The sequence below is a fragment of the Acetivibrio mesophilus genome, assembly GCF_004102745.1.
GTDB lineage: Bacteria > Bacillota > Clostridia > Acetivibrionales > Acetivibrionaceae > Hungateiclostridium > Hungateiclostridium mesophilum.
The window spans coordinates 1-20,105 of sequence record NZ_RLII01000017.1 but is presented as its reverse complement, the minus strand read 5'-3'; the positions used below and the strand labels follow the sequence as shown (position 1 = coordinate 20,105).

Annotated in this window: 19 protein-coding genes; 8 read left to right on the top strand and 11 right to left on the bottom strand. The window is 36.7% G+C overall.

What is annotated here, in order from left to right:
• Positions 1-47: 47 nt before the first annotated feature.
• Positions 48-590 (bottom strand): hypothetical protein, encoded by a 543-nt coding sequence (locus EFD62_RS11940; RefSeq protein ID WP_128706189.1) that lies wholly within the window; start codon positions 588-590, stop codon positions 48-50.
• Between the two features lie 549 nt (positions 591-1,139).
• Between EFD62_RS11940 and EFD62_RS11935 the strand changes: the two genes are divergently transcribed.
• Both EFD62_RS11935 and EFD62_RS11930 read left to right on the top strand, forming a co-directional pair.
• A complete protein-coding gene (locus EFD62_RS11935; RefSeq protein ID WP_069195309.1) occupies positions 1,140-1,862 on the top strand; it encodes a LytR/AlgR family response regulator transcription factor in 723 nt (240 codons plus the stop codon).
• A gap of 7 nt (positions 1,863-1,869) precedes the next feature.
• Positions 1,870-3,141, top strand: coding sequence for a sensor histidine kinase (locus EFD62_RS11930; protein WP_069195310.1), 1,272 nt, complete (start codon positions 1,870-1,872; stop codon positions 3,139-3,141).
• Here the strand turns inward: EFD62_RS11930 and EFD62_RS11925 are convergent.
• Positions 3,134-4,945: a WG repeat-containing protein gene (locus tag EFD62_RS11925; protein ID WP_128706188.1), complete on the bottom strand. Its 1,812-nt coding sequence runs from the start codon at positions 4,943-4,945 to the stop codon at positions 3,134-3,136. The two genes, EFD62_RS11930 and EFD62_RS11925, sit on opposite strands and share 8 nt — an antisense overlap.
• 13 nt (positions 4,946-4,958) lie before the next feature.
• Entirely contained in the window at positions 4,959-5,423 is a 465-nt protein-coding gene (locus EFD62_RS11920; protein ID WP_069195312.1) for an RNA polymerase sigma factor, read from the bottom strand.
• 427 nt (positions 5,424-5,850) lie between these two features.
• On the opposite strand from EFD62_RS11920, the gene EFD62_RS11915 reads away from it, so the two are divergent.
• Complete coding sequence (locus EFD62_RS11915; protein WP_069195313.1) at positions 5,851-6,432, top strand: RNA polymerase sigma factor; 582 nt, start codon at positions 5,851-5,853, stop codon at positions 6,430-6,432.
• Between the two features lie 2 nt (positions 6,433-6,434).
• Positions 6,435-7,838 carry a GerMN domain-containing protein gene (locus EFD62_RS11910; protein WP_069195314.1) on the top strand — a complete coding sequence of 468 codons (1,404 nt, stop codon included), beginning with the start codon at positions 6,435-6,437 and terminating at the stop codon, positions 7,836-7,838.
• Positions 7,839-8,039: 201 nt separating this feature from the next.
• Here EFD62_RS11910 and EFD62_RS11905 read toward each other — a convergent pair whose 3' ends face one another.
• The 4 genes from EFD62_RS11905 to EFD62_RS11890 form a co-directional block, all read right to left on the bottom strand.
• Complete coding sequence (locus EFD62_RS11905; protein ID WP_069195315.1) at positions 8,040-9,779, bottom strand: methyl-accepting chemotaxis protein; 1,740 nt, start codon at positions 9,777-9,779, stop codon at positions 8,040-8,042.
• Between the two features lie 19 nt (positions 9,780-9,798).
• Entirely contained in the window at positions 9,799-10,314 is a 516-nt protein-coding gene (locus EFD62_RS11900; protein WP_069195316.1) for a chemotaxis protein CheW, read from the bottom strand.
• Between the two features lie 622 nt (positions 10,315-10,936).
• Positions 10,937-11,449 carry a DUF2812 domain-containing protein gene (locus EFD62_RS11895; protein WP_069195317.1) on the bottom strand — a complete coding sequence of 171 codons (513 nt, stop codon included), beginning with the start codon at positions 11,447-11,449 and terminating at the stop codon, positions 10,937-10,939.
• Positions 11,446-11,763 (bottom strand): PadR family transcriptional regulator, encoded by a 318-nt coding sequence (locus EFD62_RS11890; RefSeq protein ID WP_069195318.1) that lies wholly within the window; start codon positions 11,761-11,763, stop codon positions 11,446-11,448. The genes EFD62_RS11895 and EFD62_RS11890 overlap by 4 nt, the downstream gene beginning before the upstream one ends.
• 159 nt (positions 11,764-11,922) lie before the next feature.
• On the opposite strand from EFD62_RS11890, the gene EFD62_RS11885 reads away from it, so the two are divergent.
• On the top strand, positions 11,923-13,104 hold the full coding sequence (locus EFD62_RS11885) for an FtsH/Yme1/Tma family ATP-dependent metallopeptidase (protein ID WP_128706187.1): 1,182 nt from the start codon (positions 11,923-11,925) through the stop codon (positions 13,102-13,104).
• Positions 13,105-13,222: 118 nt separating this feature from the next.
• Here EFD62_RS11885 and EFD62_RS11880 read toward each other — a convergent pair whose 3' ends face one another.
• Positions 13,223-14,053 (bottom strand): hypothetical protein, encoded by an 831-nt coding sequence (locus EFD62_RS11880; RefSeq protein ID WP_069195320.1) that lies wholly within the window; start codon positions 14,051-14,053, stop codon positions 13,223-13,225.
• A gap of 272 nt (positions 14,054-14,325) precedes the next feature.
• On the opposite strand from EFD62_RS11880, the gene EFD62_RS11875 reads away from it, so the two are divergent.
• From EFD62_RS11875 to EFD62_RS11865, 3 genes are all read left to right on the top strand, one after another.
• A complete protein-coding gene (locus EFD62_RS11875; protein WP_069195321.1) occupies positions 14,326-15,177 on the top strand; it encodes a transporter substrate-binding domain-containing protein in 852 nt (283 codons plus the stop codon).
• Between the two features lie 67 nt (positions 15,178-15,244).
• The gene (locus tag EFD62_RS11870; RefSeq protein ID WP_069195322.1) at positions 15,245-15,955 is read left to right on the top strand and encodes an amino acid ABC transporter permease; all 711 of its coding nucleotides are present in this window, start codon (positions 15,245-15,247) and stop codon (positions 15,953-15,955) included.
• Positions 15,939-16,763 (top strand): amino acid ABC transporter ATP-binding protein, encoded by an 825-nt coding sequence (locus EFD62_RS11865; RefSeq protein ID WP_069195323.1) that lies wholly within the window; start codon positions 15,939-15,941, stop codon positions 16,761-16,763. Before EFD62_RS11870 ends, EFD62_RS11865 begins: the two co-directional genes overlap by 17 nt.
• Positions 16,764-17,615: 852 nt before the next feature.
• Here EFD62_RS11865 and EFD62_RS11860 read toward each other — a convergent pair.
• From EFD62_RS11860 to EFD62_RS11850, 3 genes are all read right to left on the bottom strand, one after another.
• Positions 17,616-18,701, bottom strand: coding sequence for a protein-glutamate methylesterase/protein-glutamine glutaminase (locus EFD62_RS11860; RefSeq protein ID WP_128706186.1), 1,086 nt, complete (start codon positions 18,699-18,701; stop codon positions 17,616-17,618).
• The gene (locus EFD62_RS11855) at positions 18,701-19,513 is read right to left on the bottom strand and encodes a CheR family methyltransferase (RefSeq protein ID WP_128706185.1); all 813 of its coding nucleotides are present in this window, start codon (positions 19,511-19,513) and stop codon (positions 18,701-18,703) included. Before EFD62_RS11855 ends, EFD62_RS11860 begins: the two co-directional genes overlap by 1 nt.
• A gap of 154 nt (positions 19,514-19,667) precedes the next feature.
• Positions 19,668-20,105: methyl-accepting chemotaxis protein (locus EFD62_RS11850; protein WP_206659757.1), on the bottom strand; the 438-nt coding region annotated here is incomplete at its 5' end.

Below are 20,105 nucleotides of genomic sequence, written 5' to 3'. Positions count from 1 at the left end.
TGGATTTCCTTTTTCCTCTATGGCATCTGCATACAATGTAAAGCATATTAATCCAAAGAGATGCTATTGATAATATCGCTTAAATTGGTCTCCAGGGAGGTATTGGCCCCTGTGTTATACGTAAAGGCAATCTCTTGCGCACAAGCTTGACCGTCTATGGAAAAGAATAGAGTAATATAACAAACGGTATTGTTATTATCGCTGGTATTACCATCACCTGTGAACAGGAAGTACACAGCATCTACGCCGGCAATGGTAGCAGCATTATCAAATTTCAACACATTGATATTAGAATATCCGTCATCTACCAAATCAATCATATAGTCTTCGGTAATGTTTTCAATAGCTACATCCCTCTCAATAGTAGGAGTTATTACAATGCTGGCACCTTTAGCTTGAGCAGCGGCATAGCCGTCTACCTCTTGAAATTCGCTAAAATCACTGGGAACAAGTAAGGTGATGGAATTTGCTTTCCTGCTAACGAGTGTAACTTCCGAATCTGCCGCGTCTGTAGCGATTTCATTTCCTCCGCAGCCCACAAGGCTAAAAGAAAATGTCAGTGCTAGAATAAGTGCTGGTAATCTTTTCATGTAAACTTCTCCTCTCGTATAATAATCTCATACACGACTCACCAGTGCTCATGCATTAATTATTTTAATAACCAGTATTTAACTGGAAAATTGATTTCATAATTTGCATAGCAAATCAAATTTCATTTTATTTAAGAAACATAAAGACCGTGACCATTTTGCGGCCACCACTCGATAAACTTGTAGGCTCTGTTGACGATAAGTTACTTTGATGTCGTTTTGTTCAAACCACTGACAAGCTCAGAAAATACCTATCTGAGTTTATATAATACCATGCTCGTAAAGCTGTAAGATTAGCTTTACTCCGCTGTGCGAAGATCAAGGTTTCGTATTCAAAAAATTTTTTGTTTCCTTAAAACTACCTTGACATATTACCGAAATACTATATGTTAGTTTATATTAAGAAAAAATCTTAATGAATTAATTGTATCAATTATTATCGAAAAAATATGACTTTTGCATGAATCATTTTTTTTTCGACATGAAATAATGTAGTATATCCAATTTCTGTGTTCAAATGAATAATGAGAAAATGGAGGAATATTCATCATGCTACTGCTTGCACTTTGTGATGATAATATGAACGATCTATCCAATATGGTACATCTTTTAGAGCAATATAAATTATCAAAGCATTTGAATTTTGAATACACAGTTTTCTTAAACGGATTTGAGCTGGTTTCAGCTTTAGATAAGGGAAAGCGGTTTAATATATATTGCTTGGACATTATGATGCCGGGCTTTACAGGCATCGATTTGGCAAATGAAATCCGTCGGTTTGACAAAGTCGCGCCGATTTTATTTTTTACCTCATCATCTGAATTTGCGTTGGAAAGTTATTCCGTAAAGGCCACTGACTATGTATTAAAGCCAATCTCGCAAGAGAAATTATTTTTAACCTTTGACGGTCTGCTTGAGCAGATAGAATCCAAAAGCAATGAGGATGCTATTATCGTAAAGAGCAATGATGGCCTTCAAAAAATATTAATCTCAAATATAGTTTATGCAGAAGTTATTGGGAGAAATGTGCTGTACCACCTAATATCCGGAAGGGTAATCGAATGCACAGAATCTTTTTCTACTGTCTGCAATAATCTCCTGAAATACGGGCGTTTTCTTAAGACCCATCGCTCCTATATTGTGAATATGCAGTATATAGATGCCATAGGAAATCATCAACTGACTTTACAAACCCTTACTTCTATTCCTATCGCCCAAGGAAAGGCAAAGGAAATTAAACAGCAGTATCTGAATTATCAAATGGAGGGGTAATAATCAAATGATAGAAACTGCCATTGCATTCTCTCGTTATTTTATTTCATTGTTGTTCGGTGCAGCAATAGCTGTTAGTTTTGCCGGAATGGAGCGCACACGGAAAAACTATATAGCAGTTGGAAGCTTAACCATAGTTTTATTTATTTTGCAGTTTATCTGCTTGCAAATATGGGGTATGGTTGCGACGGTTAAATTATATCCTCTGCTTTCCCATTTACCGCTTGCTATTTTTATATTTACATATTTAAAGCGTCCATTGCTGATTTCACTAACCAGTGTATTTGCATCATTTCTGTGCTATCAACTCCCTCGCTGGTTTGGTACTTCTATAGGCGAAGTTTTTAACAGTGTCTCCATGGACCATATCGGCTATATTACAGCTGCTTTTCTGATATACTACTTCCTGCAAAAATATGCCGTGAAGTCTGTTTGTCATCTGATGGAACGCTCTGTTAGTTCCTGCCTGCTTTTCGGTGCTATGCCGGCTTTTTATTATCTGTTCGAATATTCCACCACTGTTTACACCGACTTTATGTACAGTGGCTCCCGAGTAGCTATACAGTTCATGCCCTTCATAACATCGGCATTCTACTTTGTTTTTGTCCTCCTGTACTATGCCGAAACGCAAAAACAGGCAAGCATCCAAAGGGAACGGGATATTCTGGATACTCAGTTTGTGCACGTGCAAAAAGAATTTGAATCGCTACGGAAGATGCAGCAGATTACAGCATCCTACCGACATGATATGCGTCATCATTTTGCTCTTCTACAGAGTATGGCATCCTCTGGAAATATGGAAGAGATCAAAGAATATCTACAGAATGTCCAGTCTGACTTAGACGCCATCACGCCTATACGCTTTTGTGAAAACGAAACCGTCAATTTGATTTTGTCCTCTTTTGCCGCCAAAGCAAAACAATCGGAAATCCTGTTGACCATAGATGCAAAGCTGCCTAGCTCTTATCCCTTCAGTGACACCGAGCTTTGTTCCCTTTTATCCAACGCATTGGAAAATGCCATACGAGCCTCGGAACAAATAGCCGACAGCGATAAACGTATCATAGAACTGCGGATATTTTCCAAGAATAAAAAGCTGTGCTTTGACATTCGCAATCGCTATGAGACAGAACCGATTTTCCATCAGGGCCTCCCTGTATCAAAAGAGCAAGGTCATGGCTTTGGCACAAAAAGCATGGCCCATATCGTGGAAAAGTACGGTGGTGTATTCCGGTTTTCGGTCAAGGATGGTTGGTTTATATTTCAAGCCACTACTTGATCTCTTCCTCTGCTTTATCTTCTGCCATTTGTAGAACATCGGAAGATGTAAACCTATTTCCTTGAAAAATATCAAGAGATGTAGATTGTTCCTTTGATGTGTATTTAATTTTCCCTAGGCTATCGAATACCTCCGCAACAAAAACAATCGTTTCCTCTGTACATTTTTCTTTAATCTTTCTAATGCCGACACCAACTCCACCGGAATACTTAATAACATTATAATATATAGGCTCAATAATCCACTTCTCCGTTTTTGGATCCACCAATCCGGTGTAGAATTCGTCCTCTTTCAAAACGGTTGCCAGAACATTCCCATCATCCATTAAGTGTGCCGTACGCATATTAGTACCGGGCATAAACTCATTACCGTCAGGGGTAAATATACTCCATGATACTATGCCCTTAGCAGTATCAACATCAGTGCCGCAGCGTATATAGTCTTTGGACAGGATTTCGATTTGATTGAATTTTCTACCGCCCAACAACTGGTTTCCCTTCAGGTCATATAAAGACATTACAACACCTACTCCGTGATATCCCCTTTCCTCAACAAAAACTACCATGTCGTCTTTGAAAGAAAACACACTGTAATGTATTGGTTCGTATAACCATGTTCCATCAACCTTTAATATACCACTATGCGGTCGACCGTCTTTTAGTACAGTTGCTGTAATCAACCCGTTTTTAATGCTACTCACCTCATAGTACTTTGGTTCTACAACCCAATTACCCTTTTCATCGATTACACCACACAAATTGCTTCCTGATTTATCAACGGGAGAAGCTAGTCTTAGCCCATCGGTTGCTTCAGAAATAAAGCTATAATCAAAGGGTAGCACTATATCTCCTTGCCTGTTTATAACACCTACCATACCAATAGACATATCTTCTTCACTAACCTTCTGAACAATTGCAGTTCCATCATCATCAAAACTTGATGAATCAAGTACCAAATTCCAAGGAAGTGTTATCACCTTATCGCCGGTTTTATCAATATAGTGTTTGAGGGATATTTGCCAGCTACCTTGCTCTTCAACAAATGCCAAACCATTAGAAAAGCTCTTAACCCTTTGATATTGAGGTTCAACAATTACATTACCGTTTTTATCAACAAAGCCCCACCGTTCAGTTTCCGAAAACAGTCCTACCGCTGCCATTCCTTCAGAGAAATCCATCGCATTGTCATAAATAGGCTGTACAACCCACTTCCCGGTAGTGTCTATAAAACCGTATTTCCCCTCTTTATTCTTTGCCTTTGCTAGTCCTTCATGAAAGTCACCAATATCCCAAAGGTTAAAGTCTGTCAACAACCCATTTAATCCCAATAGGCCATAGGTTTTTCGGCCATTAATATAATTCATGACAGTAGCCACACCATATTCGTTAAATTCAGATGCATAGTCAAACTGTGGCTCTATAACCATTTCTCCCGATAAATTCATAAATCCGAATTTATCGTCAGCACATACTACCAATAGGTCCCCAAATTCATGCAAGGCATTTTCTTTTTCTGAAGATGGATCATTCTCTGCAACTGAAGAATCAGTAATCTCAGGGTTGATAGGTAGTTTATCCCCACCAATTCCCAACCTAGGCATAACAAAAACGCATATTATCAAAGCTACAAGGCAACAAGATATACTAACAGCAAATTTAATAAAGTTAGGAATACGGTTATTACTCCTTTTTTTCAACAGTTCAAGGTCAGAAAGGTCTTCGTGCAACTTATGTAAAAAGTTTTCATCAACAGGAAGATATTTTTTTACATTCTTCAATTCTCTGTGAATTCTATGCTTTGCCATATTATCTCCTTTCCTAAAGCAGCTCTTTCAATTTTGCAAGACATCTGGACATACGTGTCTTAGCGGCCGCCACAGATATATTCATAACCTTCGAAATGTCTCTGTAAGGTAACTGAGCAAAATACCGGAGTGAAACCAATAATTGATCATCATAAGAAAGCTTATTTACAGCCATCACCAATTCTTTTGCCCTTTCCGAAGATATAATCGCATCTTCAACCTCATTTACATCCATAACAATATCTTGAATATCTTCCATCGGTTTTCGATCTCGGTAATAATTCTTTAATAAGTTTGAGGCAATGGTAAAAATCCAAGCCTTTGTCAGCTTTGTTTTAGAATTAACATTTCGAAAGGCTTTATAATAAACCTCTGCAACCAAATCCTCCGCATCTTGCTTTGATGACACCCGTGATATAAAAAAGCTGTATACCAAGCTACTTGTTTGTAAATAAAACAGTTCAAAATCCTGATTCATATTCTCTCCTTGCAATATAGTCCACTTATTATATAAAACACTTAATATATAAAAAGGTTACAAACTTATATAATACGTGTCTATTGGTCCCACTATAAATAATATAACGCTACGTACTTGTCAAGGTTAAAATTTGCGTAAGTACTGCCAATAATAACGATGGCTAAGATTTAAAACTCTTGAACTTTAGGTTGGTATTTTACTTGGACAAATTTATATTCAATAAATAGATATCACATGATTTCTCAAGGAAATAAAAAAATAAAATATTTTTGCCGTTACTGTGGGCAATTTAATGCGTATAATGATATAAAAGCATCACATAAATGATGAGAATCGTACGATTTTATAATTAACTATATCTTTTCGAAAAGCATCTTACTATCCTTTAGGATAAGGCGTATAAGCTTTTTGAAGAGAATAGCATATGGTTGGTGTGATAACTATGAGCAAAGAACGAGACAACATGTTGGTTGAAAGTACTTTAAAAGGCAATATCAATTCCTTTGAGGAATTGATAAGGTTATACCAGGGCAAGTTAATAAATTTTCTCTCAAAAATGACGGCCTCCCCAGAGGACGCAGAGGAAATAACCCAGGAGGTGTTTATAAAGGTATATAAGAACCTGTATAAATACAACAATAAATGGAGTTTCTCCACTTGGATTTACCGAATAGCTATAAACACTCTTAGAAGTGAATACAGAAAAGTAAAAGGTATAAAAAATGTTGACTATTACACAAACGTACCGGAACTACCTGCAAACTTTTGTGATTATCCTGAGATAGCCTACGAAATGAAGGAACGGCGAGGGGAAATAATTAGACTTATTGACGACCTTAAAGAGGATCAGAAAACAGCATTGCTTTTGCGATGTATACAGGATTTTTCCTTTAAAGAAATCGGCGATATATTAGGTATCTCGCCCGAAGCTGCAAAGATGAAAATACAAAGGGCTAAGCAGAGTATATGTAGGAAGTATGAAAAACTGGAAAAGGAGGGTAGATAAAAATGAAGTGCAATTTTAGTTTTGAAGACATAATTAAATATTCCGAAAATCAACTCTCCGATGAAGAGAAAAAGAGAGTTAAAGAACATTTGGATGCATGTGAAAGATGCAAAAGGCACTATGGTGTACTGAAATTTACAGAAACTTATGCAAAGGACAGTTCTTTGGCAAGTAAAAGCATCAGCAAAAATGTAATGGAGGCAATTGATGTGAATAGATATAGCAAAAATAAAAAGTTTTGGGTTGGCAGAGCATTTCATAAGGCAATGCCTGTTATTAAGCCAATTTTGGTATCTGCAGCAGTACTTGTTGTGGTAATGGTAGGTGTAACAAATTTTAGTAATCTCAGAGGATTAATTAATAATGGCAACAATGTGGAACCTAATCCAACCGCTTCGGTTACTAACCACCAAAATACCAATCCAGCTGTTTTACCTGAAAGTACAAACCCAGCAGTTCAAAATCCTGTAGAAAAGAGGACAATTACCCTTTATTATTCAAATTCCAATGCAGACAAAGTTGTAGCCGAAAAGAGGGAAGTTGAAATAATCAAAGACACACAAATAGAAAGATTAGTGTTTGAAGAATTGCAAAAGGGCCCGAAAAGCGAAGGTTTATATGCAACAGTACCTAAGGGGACAAGACTTTTATCGGTATCCACTGAAGGCGGTATCTGCACCCTTGATCTTTCTAGAGAGTTTGTTGATAACAATTCCGTGGGAACAGCGGGAGAATTAATGACTTTATACTCAATAATCAATACAATGACCGAGCTTCCCAATATCGAAAAAGTACAGTTTCTTATTGAAGGACAAAAGCAAGATGCATATATACATGCTGTATTAAGCGAACCCTTCAAAAGAAATGATAAGATTATCCAGAAGAGTTCAAGTGAGATAAAAGCTGAAGTTGAAGCCAAGTCTCAAACAGCAATTAAAGCTATTAAGGAAAAGGATATGGAAAAGCTGGCCTCATTGGTCCATCCTATGAAAGGTGTGCTGTTCTCCCCCTATTCCCACATTGAATTAGAAAAGCATAAAGTGTTTACAAAGGATCAAATAATAGGCCTGTTGGAGTCGGGAGAAGTGTATACTTGGGGAGAATATGACGGATCTGGTCATCCGATTGAATTAACCTTTGCACAGTATTACGACAGATTCATATATGACCATGATTTTGAGAATGTAGAAATAGTGTCATACAATGAAATAAAGCCCTATGGAAATACTATTGTCAATATTTTGGATATTTATCCTGACGGCAAATTCATAGAGTACTACTTCCCCGGGACCGCACAGCCCGAACCTTATGATAGTGCGGATTGGGCAAGCCTGAGGTTGGTTTTTGAAGAGTATGACGGCCAGTGGTATCTTGTATGTATCGCCCATGGTCAATGGACTATTTAAATAATCGCTTTTCAGTTATACCGTTCCTTGGTATTAGCCAAGAACGGTATATTTTTTTATAATAAAAGCTCGGGACATCGAGTCCCTTCGCCTTTGCCTCTTTCATTTCATTCCAAGAGGCCAAATAAAAAATCACCCCGCCTCCAATTAATAAAAGAGGCAGGATGATTTGAAACAGAATACTGTCCCCCGTTTTACGTATTAATATTTGCCAAACTCATTTTCATTCAGCACAATTTTTTTGGAACTATTTGATACCAGTTCTTTACTTTTTTCACCAGTTGATTTTTTAGCGACTTTGTCTTTATCTATCATATCCTCAAGCATTTTTAAAATACCAGGATTAATATCGTTCGCTTCTTTATAAGAAGCTGACCTGATAGTCTTTCTAAGTTTAAACTTGGAAACCTGCTCTTTTAATACTTCTGCCTGGCCTGCAAGTTGTTCGCTTGCAGCAGCACTCTCTTCAGAAGTAGCAGATGTTGTCTGCACCACCTGCGATATCTGAATAACTCCTTGATTTATCTGTGAAATTGCAGTAGCCTGATTATTTGATGCTGTGGCAATGTCATTTACCAGCTCGGTTACCTTTGCAATATTATCAACTATTTCATTAAGGGCATCTGCTGTCTCTTTTGCAATCTTAGTGCCATCTTCTACTTTATTAATAGAATCTTCAATCATTGTTGTAGTTTCCTTTGCTACATTTGCAGACCTTTGTGCAAGGTTTCTTACTTCCTCCGCTACTACTGCAAATCCTTTACCGTGCTGGCCTGCTCTTGCAGCCTCAACTGCTGCATTTAAAGCCAGTATGTTTGTTTGGAATGCAATCTCATCAATAACTTTTATAATCTTAGATATACTCGCAGAAGAATCATTTATTTCATCCATAGCTTTTAGCATCCTGCTCATATGTTCATTACCTTGAGAAGCATTTAATTTTGCATTTTCAGCAAGCGAATTAGCCTGGTTTGCATTCTCTGCATTTCGTTTTGTTTGCGATGAGACTTCTTCAATAGAAGCAGAGAGCTCTTCTGTGGAAGTTGCCTGCTCGGCAGCTCCCTGAGAAAGGGATGTACTGAAGTCGGAAACCTGTCTGGAACCCGATGCTACCTGTTCTGCAGAAGAGTTTATATTAGTCATAACTTCATTTAGATTTTCAGTCATTTTTTCAAATGCTTCTGCTAAAGCACCTATTTCGTCTTTATAGTACTTATTGTCTATTGTTACACTCAAATCACCCTCTGCAATATTTTGTGCCACCATTTTTATTTCATTTACAGGACGAGTAATCATCCTTGTTATGAAAAATGCAATTGCCAGTGCTATAAGGACTGAAAGAGATGTTCCTATAATGATAACCATATTCGTTTTTGTTTTTAGATCTTCCAATTCTTCTGCGCGAGTATCCAACAATGTCCTTTCAATGCTTTCAGACTCCGCAATAATTTCTCTGAATTTGTCAAAGATTTCTTTACCCCTTGCAGCCTGTTCATCCCTTATAATATCATCCATTGTATTTGTGCCGTTTAACACATTCCTTCTAAGGCTTATGCTGGCTTCAGCTATTTTAAGCCACTCCTGCTGTGTACTTTTAAGAGAGCTCAAAAGCTCCTGCTGCTTTGGGTTATCGGCTGTCAGTTCTTTTACAATGTTGAAATGCTTTTCAAACTCTTCTTTACCGGTATTAAACGGTTTTAGAGATTCTTCTACTCCAGTTAGGGCAAATCCACGCTGACCGGTCTCCATATTTATCATTTCTTTCAGCATAGATTCCAGTTCAACTATAACTTCATATGTATGTGTGTTCCAGTTTGTAGTTTCATGCAGCTTTGAAAAATTTGTAAATGTTATTGCTGATAATGCTATAAGAATTACCAATACTGCTGCAAAGCCTGAATACAGTTTTTTTCCCAAGCTTAAATTACCGAAAAAATTCATAATTTAGATTCCTACTGGATTATTTGATGTTTTCTAGATTTTTAAACTCATCTTTACTTAATAATTCATTGCAGTCCAACAAGAGTTTTACGTCATTTTCTACTTTTGCAATACCCTTGATATATTTGTTGCTAAGACCTTGGTTCATATCTGGAGGAGAAACTATATCTTCTTCCTGAATTCCTATCACTTCAGACACACTGTCAACGATAAGGCCAACAGAGGCATTTATTATGTTAACAACAATTATGCAGGTTCTTTCATTATACTCTCGAAATTTCTTTTTAAATCTCAATCTCATATCTACCACCGGTATGATTTTGCCCCTTAAGTTAACTATTCCGCGGATGTAATCCGGGAGCTCAGGAACTTCTGTAATCGGTTGAATGCCAATAATTTCAGTCACATTTTTTATTTCTATACCATATGACTCTTTGCCTAATACGAAGGTAAGAAATTTATCTTTTTGAGTGTCTTCTTCCTGTCCTATGATTTCAAGTTCTTCTGTTTCGGTCACCTGTAAACCTCCTTTCATGTTTTTATGTAATTTTTTTAATGTTTATACTACCAAATCTCAAAATGTCTAATAGTCTTAGGGCATATAAGAACGCAATTTCATTGTGGGAATGGCTACACCACCTCCTTAAAAAGGAAAAAAACTATCGACAGTTCTTTGTTCTACGTTATGTAAATCTCATTAGTTGTCAATCCGGCCAACTCCGACAGCTGTCATTATGAACTCTCTTTCGATTCCCTTATGTATCTTAAAATGTCTTTGTGGATTCTACTCTTCTCATTGTGAAAAGAAGACAATTATACATTAGACTGTTCTAACACTACTGACTTGCCAATGCCATTAAACTCTTTGAACTTTTAAACACCCGTTTTCCTTTTCCCTGTAATCATTTCCAAAGCATAGTCTACATAAATAACCTTTGCCTCATATATATATTCGTCATAATTATTCCGTTTATATATATTAATTTTTTTCCCATTTATTATAACGGATTTAAATATTAGCCACAGCTTCTTCGCAGATTTTCACATAAAAATCGGAGCTGTTGCAAAACTAACTTGTTTCAGCTAGTTTTGCAACAGCCCCTTTTTAATGATGCCGTATTTAATTTACGAAGTAATATATAAAGTATGTATCTCCCTTACTTTCCCCGCTGTAATTGCTCTATTTTCCACTGGCATCTCCATACTATCCGAAGAAAGGCAATAGCAACAATACCTATCAATATTGCAAAAATCCAAAACAGTGGCCTATTTGTTTGCAGTGCTGCATTAATTTCTATAAAAAAACATCCAATCTCCAATATCAATGCAGCTAGAAAGAAGTTCTTTATTCTATTGTACTGGTTTATTTTAGATTCAACATCCGTATACATCTCAAAAGGACCATCCTCAGCTTTTTTCCTGAGGAAAACCCATCTATACCACTGTGAAACCACTTCAACCCCGCTGTCCTCCATAAAGGCAGCAAAATCTTCTTTGTCTCCGTCCCAATTTTCAAGCAAATCAATTTGATAGATATATTCTCCCGGCTTACATGGAACGAAAGTATATACACCCAGAAAAAATTTCTTTAATGCCCACCCTTCCGATGACATTTTTTGTAGCCAATCCTGTTCTCTATCTTTATCATAATACAATCTAAACTTCTTCATGCCAATCCCTCCATCAATTTTGCATTCCGGACAAGCTCTTCCAATCTCTTTACCTCTTTTAAAAAAACTTCTATACCTTCTTTTGTAATGAGATATTCCTTCTTTTTTCTAGAAGCCACGTCTTCGCTATATAGCATTATCCATTTTTTCGATAGTAAAGAATTTATGGCACCGTATAATGTACCGGGACCGAGTACCACTCTACCTCCTGTAATCTCACTAACTTCCTGAATAATTCCATATCCGTGGTTGGGTTTTCGTACAGCAAGAAGAATATAGAATATAGCTTCGGTCAATGGTAAATTATTGTCCACATATATCACCCCTCAATCTATCGTGCCCCGATATATATAATATATCACCTCCCGATATATTTGTCAATATAAAAATGGGGATAAAATTCTCTTTGTATAATAAAAGCCATTTTGTTATAATTGAGTTTAATATAAATTTTTAGTAAGGGTGAAAGACTGATGAAAAATAGAAAAAAGGTACTTGTTATTTCTATGGTTATACTTGCAGTCATTATCGGTATAACTCTTTATTTTGAAAGGGATACGTCTCAATATTTGCCTTATTCCGATTTTTACAGTTACGTGGAGGAAGGTAAGGTAGTTTCTGCAAAAATAGGACATGATGATGTAAGGTTTTACTTAGACGGCGATCAAACAGAATACAGTACCGATAATCCGGAACTGGATTCCTTTAAAGAATTTTTGCTCCTTAACAGAGTTAAAGTTGTCTCGGAAAAAGGTATGGATGAGTTTTTAGTTACAGTTACCGATATGATTTTTAACATCATTTTTTTCGGGATAATAATATTCGGTCTATATAAGCTTTTTGGTTTTTGGAAAAACACATTTAAAGTTATTCGTAATAATAATACGAAATTCTCTGATGTTGCAGGCATGGAGGATTTAAAAAGAGAAATGCTTCAGGCTGTAGACATCTTAAAACATCCAAAGGAGTATGCCGCAAAAGGAATACGCCCGATAAACGGTATTATGCTCGAAGGAAACCCCGGAAATGGAAAGACGTTGTTTGCAAGGGCCTTGGCAGGCGAAGCTAATGTCAATTTCATTGCAACTAAAGCAACGGATTTTCAGAGCGCAATTATGTCTATAGGGCCAGCTAAAATTAAATCCCTATTTAGAAAAGCCCGTGCCAATAAGCCTTGCATCGTATTTATTGATGAGTTTGATGGAATAGGTGAAAAGCGTAATTATTCCGGGACAGGGATTGATAAGGAAAACAATAGAATTATTACCGCAATGCTAAATGAGATGGATGGCTTTACCCGTGAGGACGGTGTTATGGTTATTGCCGCAACCAATAACTATAAGGCTCTTGATGAAGCGTTGGTGCGGGCAGGAAGGTTTGATAAAAAATACACTGTTCCCTATCCTGATTATAAAACCAGAATCGAGTTGATAAACATATATACAAGGAAAAAAAGATTGTCGGAAAGTGTATCAATTGAGCAAATGGCTACAAAATTCGATGGCTTGAGTTGTTCCCAGATAGAAACAATACTTAATGAAGCCGCAATGGTTGCCACCAGTGAAGGACGGGGAGATATAACCGAAAGTGATATTATCGAAGCAATAAAAAGGATATGCAATGTTGCATCAGCCAAAGAAGCAAAAAGAAGATAATAAAGTGCTTGGCAAAGCGCTAGCCAAAGGGGGACTAAAATCCCCCTTATATATATTTTTCCATAAACCAAAATAAAAGCTCGGGAAATCGAGTCCTTTCGCTTTTGCCCCTTTCATTTCATTCCAAGAGGCGAAATACAATTCTTTCAAACGGGTTCATCGCTAACCAAGATAAGTCCTCCGAATAAATAATATCTTTATAAACGTCCTTTAGTTGATTTGCCATGCACGGTACAGAATTAGTAAAGTCCAGGGCATCTAGGCCAGTGTGGGCACTGCCGTAAATACCCATAATACTTTCTCCGTTTAAAGCATCATATTCCCGTATAAAATTTTCTACCATCTTATTTTCACGATATACATCATCATCGTTTTCATAAAAATATTTTCCTTGTTCTATTGCTTCCTGCGCTAATTTATATTGTTCTGTATCTTTGAGATTATTCTCTTCAAGATACTTCAAGAATCGTTTCCCGGTACTATCGTATTGGTGTCCAACATCTGTGCCATGAAAAATCGTCTCAGGGCATTTACTCTTAATATTCTTATAAAACTCCTTTGTATAAGGATTATGTGAAGCAGTGCCAATCCAATCATTATAAATCTCATCCAAAATATCGTCACTGTCTGACTCCATCCAAAGGTTCAAAAACTCTGCAGTATAATAAGAAAGCTCAACGAATAAATGTCTCATATTCTTGTTGTTATAATATTCACACCACAAATCAAACTCTTTATCCAATATTTTTTCTACCCCATGCCTTTCTCCATATAGATAAATCTGTTTTGCGGACTTATCTTCAACGGTAGAATCAGAGTTTTTGGAACAAGCTGTGAATGTCATTAACAAGATCAACATCATGACAAGTGAAAAACCTAGAATCTTATCCTTTCTCCCTTTTCCCATATACTTACTTTTCATATTTCCAGACATAAAATACTTTTTCATTAATCCCCCATCCTATCCAATCGCATAATTATGCGAAGAAAACACTACTTATACATTTTTCTTCATAAATTATCGCATCAACAATATATTGATTATACCACGATTGGAGTTTTCTTTACAAAACATCCTATCGCTCTAGTGCAGCCTTTATTCTTGTTAAAAAGATAACATACTTTATGTTGACAAAAACGCCGGGATACGATAATTTATATTTATAACAATGTATGCATAAGATATATGAGTTTATAAAGTTTTTTGAAGGAGAATGTTTTATGAAAAAAGGTTTTATTCTAACTGTTGCAATGCTGATGCTTTGCAGTTTTATTCTCACAGGCTGTAATTCAGGCAGCGAAAGTTCCCGCGCTAAAGTTATTGATATACCATTAACTGAAGAAGAATATGCTTTTGGTGTAGATAAAAACCAGCCGGAACTACTTTCAAAGGTAAATGAATTTATTTCGCAAATCAAATCCGATGGAACCCTCGAAAAAATAAGCAATAAATACTTTGGCGATGGGGAACCTGAACCTGTTACATCGGCAGTACAAGATAGCAGCAAAGACCAACTTATTATAGCTACAAATGCAGCATTTGAGCCCTTTGAATATATTATAGGCGATAAGTATTATGGTATTGATATGGAAATTGCTGCACTTCTTGCAGACCATCTTGGAAAAGAACTCGTAATCAATAACATGGACTTTGATGCTGTTTGTCTTTCCGTAGGTCAGGGAAAAGCCGACATCGCAATGTCCGGTCTTACAATAAAAGAGGACAGAAAAGAGTATGTTACCTTCACCGACAAATATTATAACGCTTCCCAAAAACTTATCGTTAAAGAAAACGACACTACATTCGATAACTGTAAAACTGCTGCTGATGTTGAAGCAATCCTTTCAGGATTAAGCAGTGATACAAAAATTGGCGTTCAGATAGGTACTACCGGTCAATTCTATGTTGAAGGCGATGAAGATTGGGGCTTTGAAGGTTATAATGTTAAATGTGTAGGTTATAAATCAGGCTCTCTTGCCGTTCAGGATATGCTCAACGGCAATATCAGCTATGTTATTATCGATGAGGCTCCTGCTCAAAGTATAGTAAGAGCAATTAACGAACTCAACTAATTTTAATAGTAGTGGTACAATACTCTTTAGGATATTTTTCGGGTATTGTATTATATAAGGGATTGTTATGGGAAATTTTGATAAAAAACTATTGAAGTTCTGGGAAATTTTTTATGAATATAATGGCTACACCAAAGTCCTCATGGGTCTTAGAAATACCCTTTATATCGCAATTTTGGGACTTGTATTGGGAATCATCATTGGAACATTAATTGCTATTGTTAAAGTAGTGCCCAAATATAAAATATTACCTAGAATATTAGATGTTCTATGTGATTTTTATGTTGGATTATTCAGGGGCACACCGGTTGTTGTGCAGCTTCTGGTAGCCTATTATGTAGTTCTGCCTCTGCTTGGCATCAATATGTCTTCACTTTCTGTCTGTGTGTTGGTATTTGGTCTCAATAGCGGTGCTTATGTTTCTGAAATAATGAGAGGCGGAATTATGTCTGTAGACCATGGTCAGATGGAGGCAGGCCGCGCTCTTGGCCTCAGTTACCGCGTCGCAATGCTTAAAATAGTTGTCCCTCAAGCTGTCAAAAACATACTTCCTACTCTGGGAAATGAATTCATAGCCTTGATTAAGGAAACTTCTGTCGTAAGCTTTGTCGGTGTTTCTGATTTGTATGTTGCATTTAATTATATAGGCAACAATAGCTATGAATTTATGGTTCCGTATTTTGTTATGGCAGTTATTTATATTGTATTGGTTATGATGATAGCAACGTTCATAAAAGTAATGGAAAGGAGGCTAAGAAAGAGTGATAGACGTAATTAATTTAAAAAAAAGCTATGGCAATCTTGATGTGTTGAAAGGTATTACAATAAGCATCAAAGAAGGTGAGAAGGTTGCCATCATAGGTCCGTCCGGAAGCGGAAAAAGCACCTTTCTGCGCTGCCTCAATTGTATGGAAGACCCTACAAGCGGTTCAATAATATTTGAAGGTGTTGATATTGCAGATATGAGAGTAGATATCAACATTCATCGGCGACATATGGGTATGGTTTTTCAGCAATTCAATCTATTCAACAATAAGACTGTTATTGAAAATATAATGCTTGCACCGGTATATATAGGAATACATGATCTTAATTCAAAGAAGTTTAAGAATTTCTTTATAAGGCTTCGTAATATTTTTAGTAAAGAAAAAAAGCCTTTATATGAAATTAATACTACCCGTGAAAAAATAAAGGCAGATGCAAGAGAAAACGCCCTGCGTCTGCTGAGAAGAATTGGACTTGAAGATAAAGCCAACGTCTATCCATCAACTCTTTCCGGTGGTCAGAAGCAAAGAATAGCTATAGTTCGTGCCCTTGCCATGAACCCAAAAGTCATTCTGTTTGATGAGCCTACTTCAGCACTTGATCCGGAGATGGTCGGAGAGGTTCTTGACCTTATCAAGCAGCTTGCTGCCGAAGGAATGACTCTGGTTATCGTAACTCATGAAATGGGGTTTGCAAGAGAAATAGCTACTAGAGTTTTGTTTATGGATGAGGGAAGGATTCTGGAGGAGAATACTCCCGATGAGATCTTTTCAAACCCTCAAAATATCAGAACTAAGGAATTTTTGTCGAAAGTATTATAAATATACCTCATTAAGTATTGTTTCTATCTGCGAATAATTTTAGCCATCAAATTTGGTGGCTATTTGATTAATTGATACGTTCTTTGCTCAAAGCTAAATCTATCCCTCTCATTTTTTGTTGAGTATATTCCTTTTGCTGCTTACTCCTGTGGATGTTTTAAGAAGTCCACAGCCTTAAGCATTTCTATTTTAATTGCCAATCACCTATATTCAGACCTTGAGATTCTTCAAACGCATAACTTTGCAATGTTTTGCACTCAAAGTACAATTAATATTGTTACTGCTGTTTTAAGTTTCCAGTTGAAGATTTGAACCCAACAATAACACCAACACCCACGCGAGTTCCTACTCCTACGCCTACAGAAACTAATGAAGGAGTCTTTAAAAGATAATTATAATATTGTTGTTGATTGAGGCGACGGCACAACAAGCAAGATAACTGGTATGAGCAGTGTTTCACTATTCATACCAGTTATCTTGCTTGTAAAGAATATGTTTAATGTTGACAGATATTTGGAATACAATCATTTGCATTAATATTAATTGATACACAAAATGTATAAGTTTATATAGATTTAAGGAGAATGTTTAGAAAAGCTGCAACTACAGTATTCGAGCCCTTTGAATATACTGCAGGTGATAAGTAATATGTTTCATTCCGGGACAAATATTATTATGCTTCATAATAACTTCCCCTTAGGGAAAACAACAATACATTTGACAATTGTAAAACTGTAGCTAATATAAAAGCAATTCCTTCAGGACTGATTTACAAGACAAAACTAGTAGAGAAATAATATATAAGAATGACTTTAGTTAAAAAAAGACAACCGGATTACCTGACATTCATTATCAGATATAGCGCATTATTTTATTAAAAATGTTCGATAGAGGCACTTGAACATCCGCAAGCCCTGCCTCATAAACTACCCTGGGCATACCATATACAACGCAGGATTCCTCTGCCTCAACAATTATCCGTCCGTTATATTTTTTTACCGACTCACACCCAACAAGTCCATCATTCCCCATCCCTGTGAGAATAACCGACAGCAATCTTTCTTTATAAATAGGTGCTGCTGAATCTAAAGTTACATTAATAGATGGTTTGTAAACCGATTCGACGAACGGGCAGTCTTCTATCCTTAAAGCTATCGAACCATCTGTTTTTTTATCAAGGAAGGTTTGGTAGCCTGCTGGAGCTATGTAAATATTGCCAGCCTCAAGAATATCTCCGTCCTCAGCTTCTTTCACACGTAAATTGCAAATAGTATCAAAACGTTCAGCCAACGGTTTCGTAAACCCTGGCGGCATATGCTGTAGAACAACAATAGGTACATGAGTCTCTTTCGGGAAACGTGGGAGAATGGACTGTAACGCAGAAGGTCCTCCCGTAGAACACCCTATTATTAATAAATCAGCCAATCCCGATTTTGCTTCAATCGAATCTTCAGGCATATTTAAGATGTTTTCAAGAATTTCGGATACATTTTCAGAATTAGATATCTCATCCTTTTCCTCAATTTCAGATTTTCTTGCTTTTTGGGCGATAGCTTTTAACCTATCTAAAAATTCCTTTATTATTTCCGGCTTTACAGTCTCTTCCAATAGTACCCTCTTTAAATAAAAGTCTGCAGCCCCCGCCTCCAAAGCCCGAAAAGTTGTTTCTGGATCCTTATCGGTTCGGTTACTCAACATTACAACAGGAACAGGGCAGTTATTCATAATCTCCTTTAACGCAGTCATGCCATCCATTTCAGGCATCTCTATATCCATTGTCACAATGTCAGGCTTTAGCCTCTGTACTTTTTCTATCGCTTCAATACCGTTTCTTGCAATTCCTATAATAAAAAGTTGTGGATCTTTCTCTATGATCAGGCTGATACATCTTCGCATAAAAGAAGAGTCGTCCACCACTAATACCCCATATTGCTGCATTAACGCTTTTCTCCTTTCCGATAATAAAATGTCGAGGGAGCATATATCGTTTCAAATCCAGTATTCATGCCCGTTATAGTCTCTGCATGGCCTAAAAACAAGTATCCACCAACTTTTAACGTATCACATAAAGAACTAATAACTTTATCTATTGCTTTCTTATCAAAATAAATCAGTACATTCCTGCAGAAGATTATATCTACCTTTCCAATCTTCTCTGATATGTTTTCCTCCAAAAGATTGAGCCTGCGAAAATTAACCTTAGCCCTTATTGAATCCTTAACCTTATAGTCCTCTCCAAATAGAACAAAGTATTTATCAAGCATTTCTTTTGGCATTGTACGAAAGGAAAATGATTTTTTATTATATAAACCCCGCGTAGCTTTTTCCAAAACCTTTTTATCTATATCTGAAGCGATGATCTCAATAGCCCCAGCTTCAAACAACCCTGTTTCTTCACTTAATATTGCCAAGGTATATGGTTCTTCCCCGCTAGAACAAGCTGAACACCATATACGCAAAGGATTATTCGGTGTACGGTCTTTATATTGAGGAAGTATGACCTTTCGAAATTCTTCCAAAAGGTTTTCTTCACGGAAGAAATAGGTCTCATTTACTGTAATGAGTTCAATAAGAGTATCCCATTCTTTCGGTTCAACCCTTAGATAGCCTCCATATTCCCAACATGAAAGTCCTAGCTCCTTAAGCCTCTCTGATATTTTAGCCTCAAGAGAGGAAAGATTTTTATAAAAGTCAATACCACAATATTCATATATAAGCTCTGCTAATTGAATTAAACCGAATGTATCCATACAAATTTGCTACACCCTCCCTAAAATAATCTGTGGAGAGGCATACCGCCTCTCCAATATAAATATAATGGTTGAAGTTGCTTCCTTTAATAAATAGAGGTACATTCTCCTTTTTTAAGTTAAATCAAGCTTCGATATTAGCCGATTTGAAACGCTATTGAGCTAATTCCTGTAGTGCATCTATAATTTCTTCCGAGTATTCCGTCAATTCTCTTGTTACTGCACAAGTGCGTTCAACGTCGTTGATGTTAAGATTAATAACGCGGTTGATCTCCGACGTATATTTTGCCAACTGTTCTACCTCATTTGCCTGAACTTTAGTTGCAGCAGTCACTTCATTAGCTTGAACAGTCACATCCTCAACGTTATTAATAATCCTATCGGCACTTATTGTCTGCTCCTTTATGGCTGTTGTAATCTGTTTTACTTGTTCTCTTGCATTAGCCACACCTTTAACTATATCCTCAACACCATGTGCCTGTTCTTTTGTTACATTGGTAATTTGAGCAGCCTGGTTCGTGACATTTTCAACTGCAGTAACTATATTCTGGCCCTGTTTAGCCTGTTCTTTCACTGTATCGGTAACCTGACG

Coding starts and splice junctions, on each gene's coding strand:
- EFD62_RS11870 (WP_069195322.1), top strand. CDS start 15,245: ATGGGAAATTTTGATAAAAAACTATTGAAGTTCTGGGAAATTTTTTAT.
- EFD62_RS11900 (WP_069195316.1), bottom strand. CDS start 10,314: ATGAAAGGAGGTTTACAGGTGACCGAAACAGAAGAACTTGAAATCATA.
- EFD62_RS11915 (WP_069195313.1), top strand. CDS start 5,851: ATGGTTGGTGTGATAACTATGAGCAAAGAACGAGACAACATGTTGGTT.
- EFD62_RS11935 (WP_069195309.1), top strand. CDS start 1,140: ATGCTACTGCTTGCACTTTGTGATGATAATATGAACGATCTATCCAAT.
- EFD62_RS11885 (WP_128706187.1), top strand. CDS start 11,923: ATGAAAAATAGAAAAAAGGTACTTGTTATTTCTATGGTTATACTTGCA.
- EFD62_RS11940 (WP_128706189.1), bottom strand. CDS start 590: ATGAAAAGATTACCAGCACTTATTCTAGCACTGACATTTTCTTTTAGC.
- EFD62_RS11910 (WP_069195314.1), top strand. CDS start 6,435: ATGAAGTGCAATTTTAGTTTTGAAGACATAATTAAATATTCCGAAAAT.
- EFD62_RS11855 (WP_128706185.1), bottom strand. CDS start 19,513: ATGGATACATTCGGTTTAATTCAATTAGCAGAGCTTATATATGAATAT.
- EFD62_RS11880 (WP_069195320.1), bottom strand. CDS start 14,053: ATGAAAAAGTATTTTATGTCTGGAAATATGAAAAGTAAGTATATGGGA.
- EFD62_RS11905 (WP_069195315.1), bottom strand. CDS start 9,779: ATGAATTTTTTCGGTAATTTAAGCTTGGGAAAAAAACTGTATTCAGGC.
- EFD62_RS11860 (WP_128706186.1), bottom strand. CDS start 18,701: ATGCAGCAATATGGGGTATTAGTGGTGGACGACTCTTCTTTTATGCGA.
- EFD62_RS11895 (WP_069195317.1), bottom strand. CDS start 11,449: ATGAAGAAGTTTAGATTGTATTATGATAAAGATAGAGAACAGGATTGG.
- EFD62_RS11930 (WP_069195310.1), top strand. CDS start 1,870: ATGATAGAAACTGCCATTGCATTCTCTCGTTATTTTATTTCATTGTTG.
- EFD62_RS11920 (WP_069195312.1), bottom strand. CDS start 5,423: ATGAATCAGGATTTTGAACTGTTTTATTTACAAACAAGTAGCTTGGTA.
- EFD62_RS11875 (WP_069195321.1), top strand. CDS start 14,326: ATGAAAAAAGGTTTTATTCTAACTGTTGCAATGCTGATGCTTTGCAGT.
- EFD62_RS11925 (WP_128706188.1), bottom strand. CDS start 4,945: ATGGCAAAGCATAGAATTCACAGAGAATTGAAGAATGTAAAAAAATAT.